Annotated in this window: 15 protein-coding genes; 13 read left to right on the top strand and 2 right to left on the bottom strand. The window is 45.5% G+C overall.

Annotated features, from left to right (window positions below; genetic code table 11):
• The first annotated feature begins 35 nt into the window (after nucleotides 1–35).
• From bamA to ACHFJ9_RS18890, 13 genes are all read left to right on the top strand, one after another.
• A complete protein-coding gene (gene bamA, locus ACHFJ9_RS18950; protein ID WP_047008880.1) occupies nucleotides 36–2450 on the top strand; it encodes an outer membrane protein assembly factor BamA in 2415 nt (804 codons plus the stop codon).
• Between the two features lie 13 nt (nucleotides 2451–2463).
• Nucleotides 2464–2973, top strand: a complete 510-nt coding sequence (locus ACHFJ9_RS18945) for an OmpH family outer membrane protein (RefSeq protein WP_005391804.1) — start codon at nucleotides 2464–2466, stop codon at nucleotides 2971–2973.
• A 6-nt stretch (nucleotides 2974–2979) separates the two neighbouring features.
• Nucleotides 2980–4011, top strand: a complete 1032-nt coding sequence (lpxD, locus tag ACHFJ9_RS18940) for a UDP-3-O-(3-hydroxymyristoyl)glucosamine N-acyltransferase (RefSeq protein ID WP_109169615.1) — start codon at nucleotides 2980–2982, stop codon at nucleotides 4009–4011.
• A gap of 232 nt (nucleotides 4012–4243) precedes the next feature.
• Nucleotides 4244–4696 carry a 3-hydroxyacyl-ACP dehydratase FabZ gene (gene fabZ / locus ACHFJ9_RS18935; RefSeq protein WP_005380349.1) on the top strand — a complete coding sequence of 151 codons (453 nt, stop codon included), beginning with the start codon at nucleotides 4244–4246 and terminating at the stop codon, nucleotides 4694–4696.
• Between the two features lies 1 nt (nucleotide 4697).
• Nucleotides 4698–5486 carry an acyl-ACP--UDP-N-acetylglucosamine O-acyltransferase gene (gene lpxA, locus ACHFJ9_RS18930; RefSeq protein WP_301949962.1) on the top strand — a complete coding sequence of 263 codons (789 nt, stop codon included), beginning with the start codon at nucleotides 4698–4700 and terminating at the stop codon, nucleotides 5484–5486.
• 119 nt (nucleotides 5487–5605) lie between these two features.
• Complete coding sequence (lpxB, locus tag ACHFJ9_RS18925) at nucleotides 5606–6745, top strand: lipid-A-disaccharide synthase (protein ID WP_047008877.1); 1140 nt, start codon at nucleotides 5606–5608, stop codon at nucleotides 6743–6745.
• Nucleotides 6746–6754: 9 nt separating this feature from the next.
• Nucleotides 6755–7390, top strand: coding sequence for a ribonuclease HII (gene rnhB, locus ACHFJ9_RS18920; protein WP_395355920.1), 636 nt, complete (start codon nucleotides 6755–6757; stop codon nucleotides 7388–7390).
• A gap of 81 nt (nucleotides 7391–7471) precedes the next feature.
• Entirely contained in the window at nucleotides 7472–10951 is a 3480-nt protein-coding gene (dnaE, locus tag ACHFJ9_RS18915) for a DNA polymerase III subunit alpha (protein WP_395355918.1), read from the top strand.
• Nucleotides 10952–10997: 46 nt separating this feature from the next.
• Complete coding sequence (accA, locus tag ACHFJ9_RS18910) at nucleotides 10998–11957, top strand: acetyl-CoA carboxylase carboxyl transferase subunit alpha (RefSeq protein ID WP_005380365.1); 960 nt, start codon at nucleotides 10998–11000, stop codon at nucleotides 11955–11957.
• Between the two features lie 106 nt (nucleotides 11958–12063).
• The gene (gene tilS, locus ACHFJ9_RS18905; protein ID WP_203343333.1) at nucleotides 12064–13374 is read left to right on the top strand and encodes a tRNA lysidine(34) synthetase TilS; all 1311 of its coding nucleotides are present in this window, start codon (nucleotides 12064–12066) and stop codon (nucleotides 13372–13374) included.
• A gap of 70 nt (nucleotides 13375–13444) precedes the next feature.
• Nucleotides 13445–13759: a cytochrome c gene (locus ACHFJ9_RS18900; protein ID WP_074191692.1), complete on the top strand. Its 315-nt coding sequence runs from the start codon at nucleotides 13445–13447 to the stop codon at nucleotides 13757–13759.
• A gap of 187 nt (nucleotides 13760–13946) precedes the next feature.
• Nucleotides 13947–14285, top strand: a complete 339-nt coding sequence (gene glnB / locus ACHFJ9_RS18895; RefSeq protein ID WP_005436810.1) for a nitrogen regulatory protein P-II — start codon at nucleotides 13947–13949, stop codon at nucleotides 14283–14285.
• 139 nt (nucleotides 14286–14424) lie between these two features.
• A complete protein-coding gene (locus tag ACHFJ9_RS18890; protein ID WP_395355914.1) occupies nucleotides 14425–15270 on the top strand; it encodes an endonuclease/exonuclease/phosphatase family protein in 846 nt (281 codons plus the stop codon).
• A 1-nt stretch (nucleotide 15271) separates the two neighbouring features.
• On the opposite strand, the gene ACHFJ9_RS18885 is transcribed toward ACHFJ9_RS18890, so the two are convergent.
• A complete protein-coding gene (locus tag ACHFJ9_RS18885) occupies nucleotides 15272–15958 on the bottom strand; it encodes a YIP1 family protein (protein WP_395355912.1) in 687 nt (228 codons plus the stop codon).
• Nucleotides 15955–17538, bottom strand: a complete 1584-nt coding sequence (locus ACHFJ9_RS18880) for a LysM peptidoglycan-binding domain-containing protein (protein ID WP_395355910.1) — start codon at nucleotides 17536–17538, stop codon at nucleotides 15955–15957. The genes ACHFJ9_RS18885 and ACHFJ9_RS18880 overlap by 4 nt, the downstream gene beginning before the upstream one ends.
• Between the last annotated feature and the right edge of the window lie 101 nt (nucleotides 17539–17639).

Here is a 17639-nt window from a genome sequence, read left to right as displayed (position 1 = left end):
GACAAAAGCAGTAGCAAGGAATAATTAGAACAAGTATGGCGATTAAGCGAATTCTATTTGCAAGTTTACTGGCGACCAGTGTATCTGCAAATGGAGCAGAGAACTTCGTAGTTCAAGATATTGAAATCGATGGATTGCAGCGTGTAGCACTGGGTGCTGCATTGTTGAAAATGCCTGTACGTGTCGGTGATACCATTGGCCAAGGCGATGTTGCAGAGATTATCCGTGCACTGTATGCATCTGGTAACTTTGAAGATGTGAAAGTGTTGCGTGACGGTGGTGTTCTGATGGTTCAAGTCAAAGAACGTCCTACCATTGCAAGCATCTCTTTTTCAGGTAACAAAGCAATCAAGGACGAGCAGCTACAAGAAAACCTGAACGCGTCTGGCGTTCGTGAAGGTGAAGCGCTTGACCGCACCACGCTAAGCAACATTGAAAAAGGCTTAGAAGACTTTTATTACAGCGTAGGTAAATACAACGCCACAGTAAAAGCGGTGGTGACTCCACTGCCACGTAACCGTTCTGACCTAAAGTTTGTCTTTACTGAAGGCGTGTCGGCAAAAATTCAGCAAATCAATTTTATCGGCAATGAAGTTTTCAGCGATGAGGACCTTCTTTCTCGTTTTAACTTGAATGTTGATGTGCCGTGGTGGAATTTCCTTTCTGATGAAAAGTATCAAAAGCAAGTCCTTGCAGGTGATATTGAAGCACTCAAATCATTCTACCTGGATCGTGGTTACTTAAAATTTAACGTTGATTCGACACAAGTTGCAATCTCTCCTGACAAGAAAGGGGTATACATTACTCTTGGTCTAGAAGAGGGCGAGGTTTACACCGTTAAGGACGTGAAGTTCCGTGGTGACTTGATCGGTGAGGAAGCGACGTTCGAAAGACTTGTGCCATTTGAAGACAATGAGACATACAACGGCTCGTTGGTCACTTCAATGGAAGAGGGTATTAAACGTGTGCTTGGTGAGTCCGGCTACGCTTATCCACAAGTGAATACCATTCCTGAGTTTGACGACGAGAATCAAGAAGTTTCTTTGGTCGTTAACGTCGATCCAGGTAACCGTATTTACGTACGTGATATCCGCTTCACGGGTAACAACTCAACCAAAGATGAAGTCCTTCGTCGTGAAATGCGTCAGATGGAAGGCAGTTGGTTGAACTCGAAATCGATTGAAACGGGTAAAACTCGTCTAAATCGTTTGGGCTACTTTGAAAATGTTGAAGTACAGACGGTTCGAGTTCCTGGTAGTGATGATCAAGTTGACCTAGTTTACTCTGTCAAAGAAGCGAACTCTGGTAGCGTTAACTTCGGTGTTGGCTACGGTACAGAATCGGGTGTGAGCTTCCAGGTTGGCCTGCAACAAGATAACTTTATTGGTAGCGGTAACCGTGTTGGTATCAACGCGATGATGAATGACTACCAGAAAAACATCAGTCTAGATTACCGAGACCCGTACTGGAACTTAGACGGTGTAAGCTTGGGTGGTAAGGTCTTCTATAACGAATTTGAAGCGAAAGAAGCCAATATCGTTGACTATACCAACGAAAGCTATGGCGCGAGCTTAACGTGGGGCTTCCCATTCGATGAGTTGAACCGTTTTGAATTCGGTGTCGGTTATACGCACAACAAGATCGGTAACTTATCGCCTTACTTGCAGGTAGAGCAGTTCTTAGAAGCGCAAAAAGATAATATAGATTCAAGTGGGGCATTGAATACGAACGACTTCGACTTCAATATCTCTTGGACACGTAATAACTTAAACCGTGGTTACTTCCCAACGGCAGGTAACCACCAACGTGCATTCTATAAAATGACCGTACCTGGCTCTGACGTTCAATACTTTAAACTGCAGTACGATGTTCGCCAGTATGTACCATTAACTAAAAAGCATGAGTTTACCCTCTTGTTCCGTGGCCGCTTGGGTTACGGTAATGGTTACGGTCAAACGGATGGTAACGATAACTTGTTCCCATTCTACGAAAACTACTACGCAGGTGGCTTTACATCGCTTCGTGGCTTTGGCTCAAACTCTGTTGGCCCTAAAGCGGTTTACCGCGATACATCCGGCTCTAACAATGGTACAGATATTGCGACAGATGATTCAGTGGGTGGTAACGCAGTCGCATTAGCAAGTATTGAGTTGATCGTTCCAACGCCGTTCGCATCAGAGGAAGTACAAAACCAAATTCGTACCAGTATCTTCTTTGATATGGCAAGTGTTTGGGATACCGAGTTTGATTATCGAGAAAATAGCAACATTTCGGGTGCTAACTACTACTACGATTACTCAGATCCAACCAACTACCGCTCTTCTTACGGTGCGGCGTTGCAGTGGATGTCTCCAATGGGGCCACTAGTATTCTCACTAGCGAAACCAATTAAGAAATTTGATGGCGATGATGAAGAGTTCTTCACATTCACTATCGGTAGAACTTTCTAAAGAGGAAAATATTTTGAATAAAATGATCAAAGCGGCTGGGATTGGCCTTCTTGTACTGAGCTCTTCAATGTTTGCAAATGCGGCAGAAGCTGCACAGAAAATTGCTTATGTAAATACAGCTCAAGTTTTCCAAGCTCTTCCTCAACGTGAAGTTGTACTACAAAAAATGCAGAAAGACTTCAAAAGCAAAGCTGATGAACTGAAGTCAATCCAAGCACAAGCTAAAACAAAGATCGAAAAGCTACAACGTGACGGCGAGCTTTTGGGTCAAGACGAAGTTGAAAAGCTACGTATCGATATCGCGAAGCTAGACAGCGAGTACAAAGTGAAAGCACAAGCACTTGAAAAAGCAAGTGCGCGTCGTGAAGCTGAAGAAAAAGCGAAGCTTTTCAAAACGATTCAAGATGCAGTTAAGAAAGTCGCAGACAAAAATGGTTACGATCTTGTGATTGATATCTCTGCTTTGCAGTACGGCAAGCCAGAATACAATATCTCTGAAGACGTAATTAAAGCTCTAAAATAAGAAGTTATGAAGACATTAACATTAGCCGAATTGGCGATAATTACCGGGGGTGAGCTGTTTGGTGACGAGTCTCTCGTTGTAAGCCGTGTTGCCCCAATGGATAAAGCACAAGAAGGTGATGTAACCTTCTTGTCTAACCCAAAATATGCAAAACACCTTTCTGAGTGCCAAGCTACCGTTGTTATGGTAAAGGCTGAGCATAAAGAGCAATGCGTTGGAAACGCGCTAGTGGTTTCGGACCCTTATGTCGCATTTGCTCGTGTGGTCCAAGCGATGGATACCACACCAAAACCGGCAGACGATATTGCACCAAGTGCTGTGATTGCCGCTGACGTTAAGATGGGTGAGAACGTTACAATCGGCGCTAACGCCGTGATTGAAACGGGCGTGGAACTCGGCGACAACGTAAGCGTTGGCGCTGGTTGTTTTATCGGTAAGAACGCCAAGCTAGGGAATAACACCAAGCTTTGGGCTAATGTCACTATCTATCATGAAGTGTCATTGGGTGATGACTGTCTTGTTCAATCGGGCACCGTCATTGGCTCTGATGGCTTCGGTTATGCGAATGACAAAGGCGAGTGGATTAAAATTCCTCAGCTTGGTTCAGTGCGTATCGGTAACCGCGTTGAGATTGGTGCTTGTACTACGATTGACCGCGGTGCACTCGAAGATACTATCATTGAAGACAATGTCATTCTGGATAACCAACTTCAAATCGCGCACAACGTGCAGATCGGATATGGTACCGTGATGCCTGGTGGTACTATTGTCGCGGGCAGTACAAAAATTGGTAAGTACTGCCAGATTGGCGGCGCGTCTGTTCTGAATGGCCATATCACTATCGCAGATGGTGTGGCGATTACAGGTATGGGCATGGTAATGCGCAGTATCGAAGAAAAAGGCCTTTACTCATCAGGTATTCCACTACAAACGAACAGAGAGTGGCGTAAAACTGCAACTCGAGTTCACCGTATTGATGAGATGAATAAGCGCCTGAAAGCGGTTGAAAAACAGCTGGAACAGAAAGAAGAAATTTAGAACAAGTTATCTTTCGCTCTGTATTTAACGTGAAAGCTAACAGGCTCTAGTTCCATATTCTGTACGAAGACTCGCGAAATGCGGGTCTTTTTCTTCTATAATGACGCGCTCTAAGTAGATTTAACTCCAAGATGGTGCGTATTTTGCTAGTATATTGCAAAGCGATTCGGCTTTACGACCTGTTGCCACGTTTGCCATCTTGGCGGCAAAAAATTGATATAGGAAGACGACTTTGACTACTGAAAAGAAAACGATGAACATCTCTGAAATTCAAGAGCTACTACCTCATCGCTACCCATTCTTATTGATCGACCGAGTGATAGACTTCCAAGAAGAGAAGTACCTTCACGCGATTAAAAACGTGTCGGTTAACGAACCTCAGTTCACAGGTCACTTTCCTCAACTACCAGTATTCCCAGGTGTTTTGATTTTAGAAGCAATGGCTCAGGCAACAGGCTTACTTGCATTTAAATCATTTGGTGCACCAACAGAAAATGAACTGTACTACTTTGCAAGCGTAGACGGCGCGAAATTCCGAAAACCAGTGGTTCCGGGCGACCAATTGGTTATTGAGGTAGAATTTCTAAAAGAACGTCGCGGCATTGCTGCATTTAGCGGTGTGGCAAAAGTTGACGGCGAAGTGGTATGTTCTGCAGAACTGAAGTGTGCTCGTCGAGAGTTTTAATATGATTCATGATACCGCTAAAATCCACCCGGCAGCGGTGGTAGAAGAGGGTGCCAAAATTGGTGCTAACGTAACGGTAGGTCCTTTTACGTACATCACCTCTACGGTTGAAATTGGTGAAGGCACAGAAGTGATGTCTCACGTTGTGATCAAAGGTCACACGACTATTGGCAAAGATAACCGTATTTTCCCGCATGCTGTTATTGGTGAAGAAAACCAAGATAAAAAATACGGTGGTGAAGATACAACCGTGGTTATCGGTGATCGTAACGTCATTCGTGAAGCGGTCCAAGTTCACCGTGGCACAGTGCAAGACAAAGCAACCACGATCATTGGTGATGACAACTTATTGTGTGTGAATGCACACGTTGCGCATGATGTTGTTATTGGTAACCACACTCACATCGGTAATAACTCGATTCTTGGTGGTCACGTTACTGTTGATGATTATGCCGGTGTGATGGCACTGTCTGCGATTCACCCGTTTTGTACAGTGGGCGCTTACGCCTACATTGGCGGCTGCTCAGCAGTGGTGCAAGATGTCCCTGCTTACGTACTCGCGCAAGGCAACCACGCGACTCCTTTCGGCTTGAACCTTGTTGGCTTGAAGCGTAACGGCTTTGAGAAACCAGAGATTCGTGCGCTGCAAAAAGCGTATAAAGAAATCTATCGTTCAGGTAAGACGCTAGAAGAAGTGAAGCCTATTCTGGCTGAAATGGCTCAAGAGTGGCCGGCTGTGAAGCGTTTCTCAGATATTCTGGAAACGACGGAACGTGGCATTATTCGTTAATTGGCGAATGAACCAATAAATAAAAAGATCGTGACCAAATTTGAGGTTACGATCTTTTTGTGTTTTATGGATAAGGCAAACCGTTATCCATAGCGCACAGGAAAAATAGCGAAGTAGATATGGAAAGACCATTACGTATTGGCATCATTGCCGGAGAATTGTCTGGCGATACGCTAGGTGAAGGCTTTATCAAAGCAGTAAAGCAGCAATATCCAGACGCAGAGTTCGTAGGCATTGGCGGTCCGAAAATGATAGCCCAAGGTTGCGAGTCTCTGTTTGATATGGAAGAGCTTGCGGTGATGGGATTAGTCGAGGTTTTAGGCCGCTTACCGAGACTTCTTAAAGTGAAAGCTGAGCTCGTTCAGTATTTTACTCAGAATCCGCCTGATGTTTTCATCGGGATCGATGCTCCTGACTTCAACTTACGCCTAGAGCTTGACCTCAAGCAAGCGGGCATTAAAACCGTTCATTACGTGAGCCCGTCTGTTTGGGCTTGGCGTCAGAAGCGCATCTTTAAAATAGAAGCGGCAACGAACTTGGTGCTAGCATTTCTTCCGTTTGAGAAAGCGTTCTACGACAAATTTAATGTACCTTGCGAGTTCATTGGTCATACCTTGGCTGATTCCATCCCACTAGAATCAGAACAAGCGCCTGCACGTGAGTTGCTTGGTTTAGAACAAGATAAAAAGTGGCTTGCTGTCCTGCCAGGCAGTCGTGGTAGCGAGTTAAAAATGCTCTCTGAGCCATTTATTGAAACCTGCAAGTTACTCCATAAAAAATTTCCAGAACTGGGGTTTGTTGTCGCGCTTGTTAATCAAAAACGCCGTGAGCAGTTTGAACAAGCCTGGAAAGAACTCGCACCAGAGTTGGACTTCAAGTTAGTTGATGACACCGCACGCAACGTCATCACCGCATCCGATGCCGTGATGCTGGCCTCTGGTACCGTAGCGTTGGAGTGTATGCTTCTCAAGCGTCCAATGGTGGTGGGTTATCGTGTGAATGCATTTACTGCTTTCTTAGCTAAACGTCTATTGAAAACGAAGTATGTGTCATTGCCGAATATCTTAGCGGATGATGAGCTCGTCAAAGAATATCTACAAGATGAGTGCACACCAGACAATTTGTTTACTGAGGTTTCTCGCTTATTGGAAAGCGACAATAAACTGATGTTAGATAAGTTTACGGAAATGCATCATTGGATTCGTAAAGATGCGGACCAACAAGCCGCAAACGCGGTTCTAAAACTGATTGAAAAATAGAGATTTATCATGGCTGTTAAACCAAAAGCGACCAAAACCAAAGTTGAACTCCCTCCGTTTGAATATCCACAAGGTTATCAGTTTGTGGCCGGAGTCGACGAGGTAGGACGTGGCCCTTTGGTGGGAGACGTCGTCACCGCTGCGGTTATCCTTGATCCTAACAATCCTATTGAAGGTTTGAACGATTCGAAAAAATTGACCGAAAAGAAACGCATGGCGCTGCTTCCTGAAATTAAAGAAAAAGCATTGGCTTGGGCGGTCGGGCGCTGTTCTCCTGAAGAAATCGATCAACTGAATATTTTGCAGGCGACTATGGTTGCGATGCAGCGTGCAGTGGCGGGGTTAAAGGTTCAACCTGATTTGGTGTTGATTGATGGTAACCGTTGTCCAGACCTGCCAATGGATGCTCAAGCTGTAGTAAAAGGCGATCTACGCGTTGCCGAAATCAGTGCGGCTTCCATTATTGCCAAAGTCGTGCGTGACCAAGAGATGGAAGAGTTGGATAAACTTCATCCACAATTTGGCTTCGCGAAGCACAAAGGTTATCCAACTAAAGCGCACTTTGAAGCGATTGAGCAATACGGAGTGATCAGTGAACACCGCAAGAGTTTCAAGCCAGTAAAAAAAGCTTTAGGCATAGAATAATCAAACGATCTAATTGGTGTTATAAACCCAACCTCTTTAGGTTAGAATCCCCAACAAAATAGAGTTACACGGTACCTGTTAATGTCAGATCCCAAATTCATCCACCTGCGTGTTCATAGTGACTTCTCGATGGTGGATGGCCTCAACAAAGTTCCGCCAATCGTAAAGAAAGTTGCTGAACTCGGTATGCCCGCAATGGCGTTGACCGACTTTACCAACCTATGTGGTTTGGTGAAGTTTTACGGTACAGCACATGGCAGTGGTGTTAAACCGATCATTGGTGCTGACTTTAAAATGCAGTCGGACGAGTTTGGTGAAGAGCTGACTCAAGTGACTTTGCTTGCGGCGGATAATGTGGGTTATAAGAACCTGACGTTATTGATATCAAAAGCGTACTTACGTGGACATGTTCAACACCACCCTGTGATTGATAAAGCCTGGTTGGCTGAAATGTCTGAAGGCCTGATTGTATTATCCGGCGGTAAAAGCGGGGAAATTGGTCGCGGCCTTTTGAAAGGCAACCGTCAAATAGTGCAAGGGTGTGTTGATTTTTATAAACAGCATTTTCCAGATCGCTTTTATCTTGAGTTACTTCGTACCGGTCGTCCAGATGAAGAAACTTATCTTCACTTTGCAGTTGAATTGGCAGAGCAGCAAGACTTGCCAGTAGTGGCGACCAATGAAGTTGTATTCCTGAGTCCTGACCTATTTGATGCTCATGAAATACGCGTAGCGATTCACAATGGTTACACATTAGAAGATCCGCGCAGGCCAAAAAACTACAGTCCGCAGCAATATCTTCGTACAGAAGAAGAAATGTGCGAGCTGTTTGCTGATATTCCTGAAGCGTTAGAAAACAGTGTCGAGATAGCGAAGCGTTGTAACGTGACTGTGCGCTTAGGGGAGTACTTCCTACCAGCCTTCCCAACTGAAGGGATGAAAGAGACTGAGTTCTTAGTCATGAAATCCCGAGAGGGGTTGGAAGAGCGTTTAGAGTTCCTGTTTCCAGATGAGGAAGAGAGAAAACGTCGCCGCCCTGAATATGATGAACGTCTTCAGATAGAGCTAGATGTTATCAACCAAATGGGATTTCCTGGTTACTTCTTGATCGTAATGGAGTTCATCCAGTGGTCAAAAGATAATGGAATTCCTGTAGGTCCTGGACGTGGTTCCGGTGCAGGTTCTTTGGTGGCTTACGCACTAAAAATCACCGATCTGGATCCACTAGAATACGACTTGCTGTTCGAACGTTTCTTGAACCCAGAACGTGTTTCGATGCCCGATTTCGACGTCGATTTCTGTATGGATAAACGTGACCAGGTTATTGACCACGTTGCAGAAATGTATGGTCGCGACGCAGTGTCTCAGATCATCACGTTTGGTACCATGGCGGCAAAAGCGGTAATCCGTGACGTTGGCCGCGTATTGGGCCATCCATTTGGTTTTGTTGATCGTATTTCAAAGCTGATCCCACCCGATCCAGGCATGACGCTAGATAAGGCGTTTAAAGCTGAACCTGCACTACCTGAATTGTATGAGGCCGATGAGGAAGTTAAAGAACTCATCGACATGTGTCATATTTTGGAAGGTTGTACGCGAAACGCCGGTAAACACGCTGGTGGCGTTGTAATTTCACCTACAACAATTACCGATTTTGCGCCAATTTATGCAGATGCTGAAGGTCACTTTCCGGTTACTCAATTTGATAAAAACGATGTTGAGACCGCTGGCCTAGTTAAGTTTGACTTCTTGGGTTTACGTACCTTAACCATTATTGACTGGGCGTTAGGGCTGATTAACCCACGTCTAGAGCGAGAAGGTAAAGAACCGGTTCAAATTGAATCCATACCGTTAGAAGACCCTGCCTCTTTCCGTTTGTTGCAAAACTCTGAAACGACAGCAGTATTCCAGCTTGAATCTCGGGGCATGAAAGAGCTGATCAAACGACTTCAGCCAGACTGTTTCGAAGACATTATCGCATTGGTAGCACTCTTCCGTCCGGGTCCTTTGCAATCGGGCATGGTAGATAACTTTATCGACCGTAAACATGGTCGAGAAGCGATCTCTTATCCAGATGAAAAGTGGCAACACGAGTCGCTAAAAGAGACGCTTGATCCAACCTACGGCATCATCCTGTACCAAGAGCAGGTAATGCAGATTGCGCAGATCTTAGCGGGTTACACGCTAGGTGGTGCGGACATGCTCCGTCGTGCAATGGGTAAGAAAAAGCCAGAAGAGATGGCAAAACAACGTGCTATCTTTGAAGAAGGTGCGATAAAGAACGGTATCGATGGCGAGTTGGCGATGAAAATCTTCGACTTGGTAGAGAAGTTCGCCGGTTATGGTTTTAACAAATCGCACTCTGCTGCTTATGCATTGGTTTCTTATCAGACTCTTTGGCTGAAAACCCATTATCCTGCCGAATTTATGGCCGCGGTAATGACAGCTGATATGGATAACACGGAAAAAGTCGTTGGCTTGGTCGATGAGTGTTTCCGTATGAAGCTCACCGTGCTGCCACCAGACATCAACTCTGGCCTATATCGCTTTAATGTTGATGAAAATGGCGCAATTGTTTACGGTATTGGTGCGATAAAAGGGGTAGGTGAAGGCCCTATCGATGCGATTCTTGAGGCGAGAAATAAAGGTGGTCACTTTAAAGACCTATTTGATTTCTGTGCTCGAGTTGATCTAAAACGCGTCAATAAACGAGTGATAGAGAAGCTGATTTACGCGGGCGCGTTGGATCGACTGGGCCCACACCGCGCGGCGATGATGGCGTCACTCAATGATGCGGTAAAAGCAGCAAGTCAACATCACCAAGCTGAGGCGTTTGGTCAAACGGATATGTTTGGTGTGTTAACGGATGCGCCTGAAGAAGTAGAGCATAAGTATACGCAGGTTCCGCCTTGGCCAGAAAAAGTGTGGTTAGAGGGCGAGCGTGATACCCTAGGTCTATATTTGACAGGGCACCCAATTAACGCCTACGTAAAGGAACTAAACAAATACACCAGTTGTCGACTAAAAGACGCAACGCCAACGCGTCGCGACCAATCTGTCACGGTGGCAGGTCTGGTCATTGCAGCTCGTGTAATGACGACTAAGCGTGGTACACGAATTGGCATTATGACACTGGATGACCGAAGTGGTCGCATGGAAGTGATGTTGTTCTCAGATGCACTGGATCGATACGCTGAACTTCTCGAAAAAGACAGAATTTTGGTCGTTTCTGGACAGGTCAGCTTTGATGACTTCAACGGTGGCCTTAAAATGTCGGCGCGTGAAGTTATGGATCTCGGCAGTGCGCGCGAGAAATACGCTCGTGGTTTGTCGGTATCGATAGATGAAACTCAGATCAACGATCAGTTTTTTGAGCAGTTCAGCCGTATTTTAGAACCGCACAAAGCCGGAACCGTACCCGTCAATGTATACTACCAGCGTGCCGACGCCAGAGCGCGGTTAACATTGGGCACCGAGTGGCGAGTAACGCCAAGTGATACATTACTCGACGATTTAAAACAGTTACTTGGCAAAAGCCAGGTAGAACTCGAATTTAACTAAAAATTCAGCGCAATATGTTAGACGCTGAGTAAACAAGGATTCATAGATGAGCCTAAACTTTCTTGAATTTGAAAAGCCAATTGCAGAACTAGAAGCGAAAATTGAAGCACTACGTGATGTCTCTCGTCATGGTGGTGATTCTGCGATTGACCTGGATAAAGAAATCGAACAGCTTGAGAAGAAAAGCTTAGAGCTGAAGAAAAAAACCTTCAGCGACCTAGGCGCATGGGAAACAGCTCAACTGGCTCGTCACCCACTACGTCCTTACACGCTGGATTACATCCAACACGCTTTTGAGGAGTTTGATGAATTAGCGGGTGACCGCGCGTTTGCAGACGACAAAGCGATTGTGGGTGGCATGGCTCGCCTTGAAGGCCGCCCTGTGATGATCATTGGTCACCAAAAAGGTCGTGAAACCAAAGAAAAGGTGAAACGTAACTTTGGTATGCCAAAACCAGAAGGTTACCGTAAAGCGCTACGTTTGATGGAAATGGCTGAGCGTTTCAACATGCCGATCATCACATTTATCGATACGGCTGGCGCGTACCCAGGTGTGGGCGCAGAAGAGCGTGGTCAATCTGAAGCTATCGCGAAAAACCTAAAAGTGATGTCTGGTCTTAAAGTGCCAGTAATCTGTAACGTTGTTGGTGAAGGTGGTTCAGGCGGCGCACTAGCAATTGGTGTAGGCGACTACGTGAACATGCTTCAGTACTCTACATACTCAGTAATCTCTCCTGAAGGTTGTGCTTCAATCTTATGGCGTGATTCTGACAAAGCACCGCAAGCTGCAGAAGCGATGGGTCTAACTGCTCCTCGTCTTAAAGAGCTTGAACTGATCGACGAAATCATTGAAGAGCCACTAGGCGGCGCTCATCGCGATCATGTTCAAATGGCAGCGAATATGAAAGCGACACTACTTCGTCAACTAGAAGATCTAGAGCAATTGGATGAAGAGACGCTACGTGAACGTCGTTACCAGCGCCTAATGAGCTACGGTTACTGTTAATTTCGGTGATTGCTATTAAGCGTTAGCTGATATCTCAAGTGATAACAGTTAAAATAGAAAGGGTTGGATGAGAGTCCAGCCCTTTTTTGTACCTATCGGATCGCTTATGGAATCGCTTTACCCGCATTTTGCTCAAGTTCTCGGCCGCTACTATCAATCAGGCACTAAGGTTGTCTTGGCGTTTAGCGGAGGAGTGGATTCACGTCTTTTACTCGAATTACTCAGTCGCTATCAACAAGCGCATTCGATAGAGTGTCACGCTGTGTATGTGCACCATGGTTTGAGCTCGAATGCCGATGATTGGGCCGATAAATGCTTACTTTGGGCAAAACAAGTGGGCATATCATGCTCGATTGAGCGAGTGAGCTTAGACATCAGCAATGGTGAAAGTATTGAACTTCTTGCTCGTGAAGCTCGCTATCAAGCCTTAACTAAGTACATTCAAGAAGGCGATATACTGTTGACCGGCCAACATGCTGATGATCAACTAGAGACATTTCTCCTTGCTCTTAAGCGAGGCAGCGGGCCAAAAGGGTTATCTTCGATGGCGGAGAGTATGCCGTTTTCTGGTGGATCCCTAGTTCGACCATTGCTTACTATCAAGCGGAAGACCATCGAAGACGCGGCTACTAAATTAGGTTTGGAGTGGGTGGAAGACGAAAGCAACCAAGATACTCGTTATGATCGTAACTTTCTTCGTCATTGTGTTATCCCTGAATTGTCTGGTCGCTGGCCTAGTATCCATCAAGCGGTTCAGCGCAGTGCAAGCTTATGTGCTCAACAAGAAGCGCTATTGGATGAACTATTGAGCGCGGTGTTTGAACGCGCTTTACAAACGGATCTAAGTTTAAGTATTAAAGAACTGGCTAAGCACAGTGAATTAGCGCGTGCGCGCTTGATTCGTATGTGGCTGGCTAAGCTTAATACTAGTATGCCGACTCAGGTACAACTCAATCTTATCTGGAATGAAGTCGCATTAGCTCAGCAAGATGCCAACCCCAAACTACAACTTAAACAAGGTGAAGTGCGCCGTTTTCGAAATCGTCTCTACTGGGTAACAGAAATCGCTGACGTCACTGAGTGGCAAAGTACGATTCAAGTCGATACCGTTTTATCGCTTCCAGAGCGGCTAGGGGAACTGACCTTAACGACGAGTTCTAGTAACGCAACGATTGCGCTTCCGAGTCAGCCAGAATTGCTTCGCGTGACCTTCAATCCGGAAGGCTTATCAGCGCATCCAACCACGCGTAATCACAGTCGAAAACTGAAGAAATTATTCCAAGAATACAATGTGCCAAGCTGGCTGCGTCGTCAAATTCCGATTTTGATGTATCAAGACCGAGTCGTTGCTGTGGCAGATCTGTTCGTTGATCAGGCGTTTAATGGTCAAGATTGTGAACTTATTTGGCGCAGGTAATGAAAATTCATGCCACAATGTCGATTATAAAATATAAAAATCCTTAAATAATAATTGATTAGGTGAAGCAATGAAGAAAACAATCATGGGCGCAATGGTGGCGCTAACCATGTTCAGTGGGCAGGCTCTAGCAGCGGGAGATGCCACAGCAGGTCAAGCAAAGGCAGGAGTATGCGCTGCGTGTCATGGCGCCGACGGCATTGCTGTCATTCCGGGTTACCCAAACCTGAAAGGGCAAAACGAGCAATACATTATCAGCTCAATTAAAGCCTATAAAAACAAAGAGCGAACAGGTGGTCTTGCTGCTGTTATGCAAGCTCAAGCTTCACTGTTGTCTGATGAAGATATCGCAAATCTAGCGGCTTACTACGCAAGTTTGAAGTAAACGCGAGTCTGAAAAAGCTTGGACGATTGGGCATTGAGCTGTCCTCATTGGGGTTTTATCAACTCACGATATTCGCCATGTTAATTTGCTCAATCTGGATTTTCGCTGGTGGATCAGAGACAAACATTGAATGTTGCGAAACGCTAAACGATAATAAGCGCAATCGATTGAAGCTTAAGGGATGAACATGAAAAAAATTGAAGCGATTATCAAGCCATTTAAATTGGATGATGTTCGAGAAGCGCTAGCTGAAGTTGGCATTACAGGGATGACCGTCTCTGAAGTGAAAGGCTTTGGTCGCCAAAAAGGTCACACCGAGCTTTACCGTGGTGCAGAGTACATGGTGGACTTTCTGCCTAAAGTGAAGCTCGAAATCGTTGTGACGGAAGATGTGGCTGATAAATGCGTAGAGACGATCATTGAAACCGCGCAAACCGGCAAAATTGGTGATGGTAAAATCTTTGTTACTGATGTTGAGCGTGTGGTTCGTATCCGTACTGGTGAAGAAGACGAAGACGCGATCTAAGGTTTCTTGTTACCTGTCTCGTATTTATTATGCTAAAAGGGAGCCAAGTGGCTCCTTTTTTGTTTTTTACTTTCAGTGAAATCAAATAACCCGAGGTTGGTTGTTCCAGTTTTAGGGTGCGTATATTCAGGTTTGTCGTATGTTTAAGCGTTTTTTTCTGGCGTTAGCTTTTCTTATTATGGCGGTATTGGTCGGCTTCCAGGTTATTTTCACCGTACCAGATCAGCCGCAAATCATTACTCAAACAGGTTCAGAGCTGACGCAGGATATTAGGTGCATCGAATTTAGCGGCTCAAAAGCTCTGGATCAGGGCGGTGAAATCAATGTACTTGTCTGGAATATCTACAAACAGAACCGAACTAATTGGCAAAGCGCACTCAATGAATTCTCTGCTGAGAAACAACTGCTGTTATTGCAAGAGGCCAGCATGACACCATCTTTTAAGCAATGGTTGGTGGATGGCAACTGGGTCAGCAATCAAGTGAGTGCCTTTAAGGCATTGGGCAGCGGTGCCGGTGTGATTAGTATCGCTCAAGGGCAACCAGAAAAAGCCTGTGCTTATACGTCTAAAGAGCCTTGGCTGCGTTTACCCAAGTCTGCACTATACAGTCAGTATCACTTAAGCAATGGCGAGAGACTCGCTGTGGTGAATGTACATGCGATTAACTTCACGGTTGGCACGCAAGAGTATGTCTCTCAGTTAACGGCTCTTGAAATGCTTTTAAAGCATCATACAGGGCCGCTCCTATTCGCTGGAGACTTCAATAGTTGGAGTGAATCTCGCGTTAATGCGATGCGACAGGCCTTAAAAGCCGCGGACTTGCAAGAAGTGACGTTCTCGCCTGATCATCGAGTCCAATTTATAACGGGATTACCGTTGGATCACGTATTTTACCGAGGATTGACCCTCAAATACGCGAAAGCGCCGCAGAGCGACGCTTCCGATCATAACCCATTGTTACTGTCATTTACGTTAGATGACTAGCTTAGGTCACTACAATATAAAGCGCCCAAATAACGTAGAAGAATACCCATGGCAGGCTTGCAATCACCAAGGCTTGCCCACGTTCAAACTCAGTCCAAGTAAGCACAACACCGTAGCCGAGTACAATGTACCAAGGTAGAAGCAAAGGCAATGAGCTAGCGAACTGAGACCACTCGCTGGTAAGCGGCAGTTTTAATAGACCATTGAGGCTGTTTAAATCTGCTGCGTAAGTCATCACCTGGCCATGCTTGAGTAACAGGCTCGCGTAGCTTGCGATATCGCCTAGTACTGCTGGGAATAAGATTGCACACGACGCGGCAAACCACTTCCAGTAACCATATTGTTGCTTGCTTGCCTTCGTTGCAAGAAAGAACCAAAACGCAAGCAACAGTAAGGTGGCAAAGCGGTTGAATACATCATTGATGATCGCACTGGCCATTAGCGTGTTTGGCTCTAATAGCTCAATCTGCTTTGGGTCGATTTGCTGAAACTGCTCGGCAAGTTGGTCACTGAGCCACGTGAAATCGACATTCGAAAAGTAAGCGCCCCAGAATAAAAACGGACTAAGCATCAAGAAGATGAACGGTTGCCATCCCCATCCGCCGCGTTGGTAAAGCGCTAGAAAGCAAGATGTTGGAGAACGAAAAATGTCCAACAGCATCACAAGTGGGTTGCTTGATGGGTTCATACACTTACCTTCGTTACGTCAACGTACAACTTAAGTTTTTGACCTGGTTGTAAGTATTTTTTCTTGTGTAGCGAGTTCCATTTCACGATGTCGTTCGTTTTTACTTTGAACTTGCTTGCAATGCCGCTAATGGTGTCACCAGAGCGAACGTTGTAGAAAACGGTACGAATCACAGCACCTTTGTCTGAGTCCTTCCAAATCACGAGCTTTTGACCAACGCGCAATGGATCTTTAGGGCCCATGCCATTCCATTTTGCTAACGATTTATACGACACTTTATTTTCACGTGCGATTGACCACAAACTTTCTCCAGACTGAACGACATGAGTGAGCTTGAGTTGTCCACGAACACGTGATTGAGTCTTGCTTAATCGATTTTGTGCCGTTAGTGCGTATTTCGCATCGTCTTTTGTTGACGTCGGAATCAGTAGGTATTGGCCAATACGAATATTGTTATTCGACAGGCCGTTTGCACGTCGAATCACTTTTGTGGTTGTGCCGTATTTATTAGCTAGCACACTTAAAGAGTCACCAGACTTCACCTTGTAGCGAGCGACCTTCATCCCTTTACCACGGTTTTTCTCCACCTTAGTGAGAAAAGTCTCTTTTTTCTCTACCGGAATCAAAAGTTGGTGCGGACCTTCAGGCGCAGTCGACCATTGGTTGTATGCAGGGTTGTAACTTTGTAACTCTTTCACACCAATGCCGGCATAATCTGCTGCAATGGCCAGGTCAAGCTGTTCTTTCGGATCGACAAGCGTTAGAACAGGCTTGTTTGGAATCGCAGGAATATTAAGTCCGTACTTGTCTTGGTTTGCGATGACATCAGCCAAAGCTAGCAGCTTAGGTACGTAACTGCTGGTCTCTTTTGGTAAGTCCAATGAGAAGAAATCGGTAGGTTTACCGAGCTTTTTATTCTTACGAATTGCGCTAGAAACACGGCCACCACCACTGTTGTAAGCAGCAATTGCATGCTCCCAGCTACCATCAAAACGCTCGTTTAGTTGTACAAGGTAGTCCAGTGCGGCATCCGTTGCTGCTGCCACATCTCGGCGACCGTCATACCAGTAGTTTTGCTCTAGTCCCATCATCTTTCCGGTGCCAGGGACAAATTGCCACAATCCAGCTGCACTACCATGTGAGTAGGCAAAGGCATCGAATGAGCTTTCCACCACCGGAAGCAAAGCAAGCTCCATTGGAAGTCCACGCTCTTCGATACGTTTTGTGATCATGTATAGAAAAGGAGTCGCACGCTTAGACACCGTGTAAAGGTGATTCGGGTGCTTTAGATACCACGTACGGTAGTAGTCCACTTTCTTATGGTTTGGAATATCCATTTCAAGTTGCATGGCGATACGTTGCCATACATCTTCTTGTTCCTGAGGGGAAAGAACTTTAGGCGCGTCGTTAGCGGATTTTTTTGCTAAAGACGATGTGTTGCCCGGTTGAGCCTTCGCTGCATTTTGTTTTGCAGTCTGCTCAGATTTATTGGTTTCTGGTGTAGAAGACGTTGAGTCTGACTGAGTCAATTGACAGCCAGATAATAACAACGCCAACGCCCAGGTATACTTCAAACGCATGGATTCAGCCTATTTAGGGCCTTTTTATCTTCACCTGCCTGTCGCGCAACACAATGTGCGTGGCAGTCGCAAGATAATAGACATCTTTTAAACACTAACTA

It is taken from the genome of Vibrio sp. D3 (assembly GCF_043995865.1).
Classification (GTDB): Bacteria; Pseudomonadota; Gammaproteobacteria; order Enterobacterales; family Vibrionaceae; genus Vibrio; species Vibrio diabolicus.
Note: the sequence above shows the minus strand (reverse complement) of the source record. Positions and strands in the feature narration are given on the sequence as shown.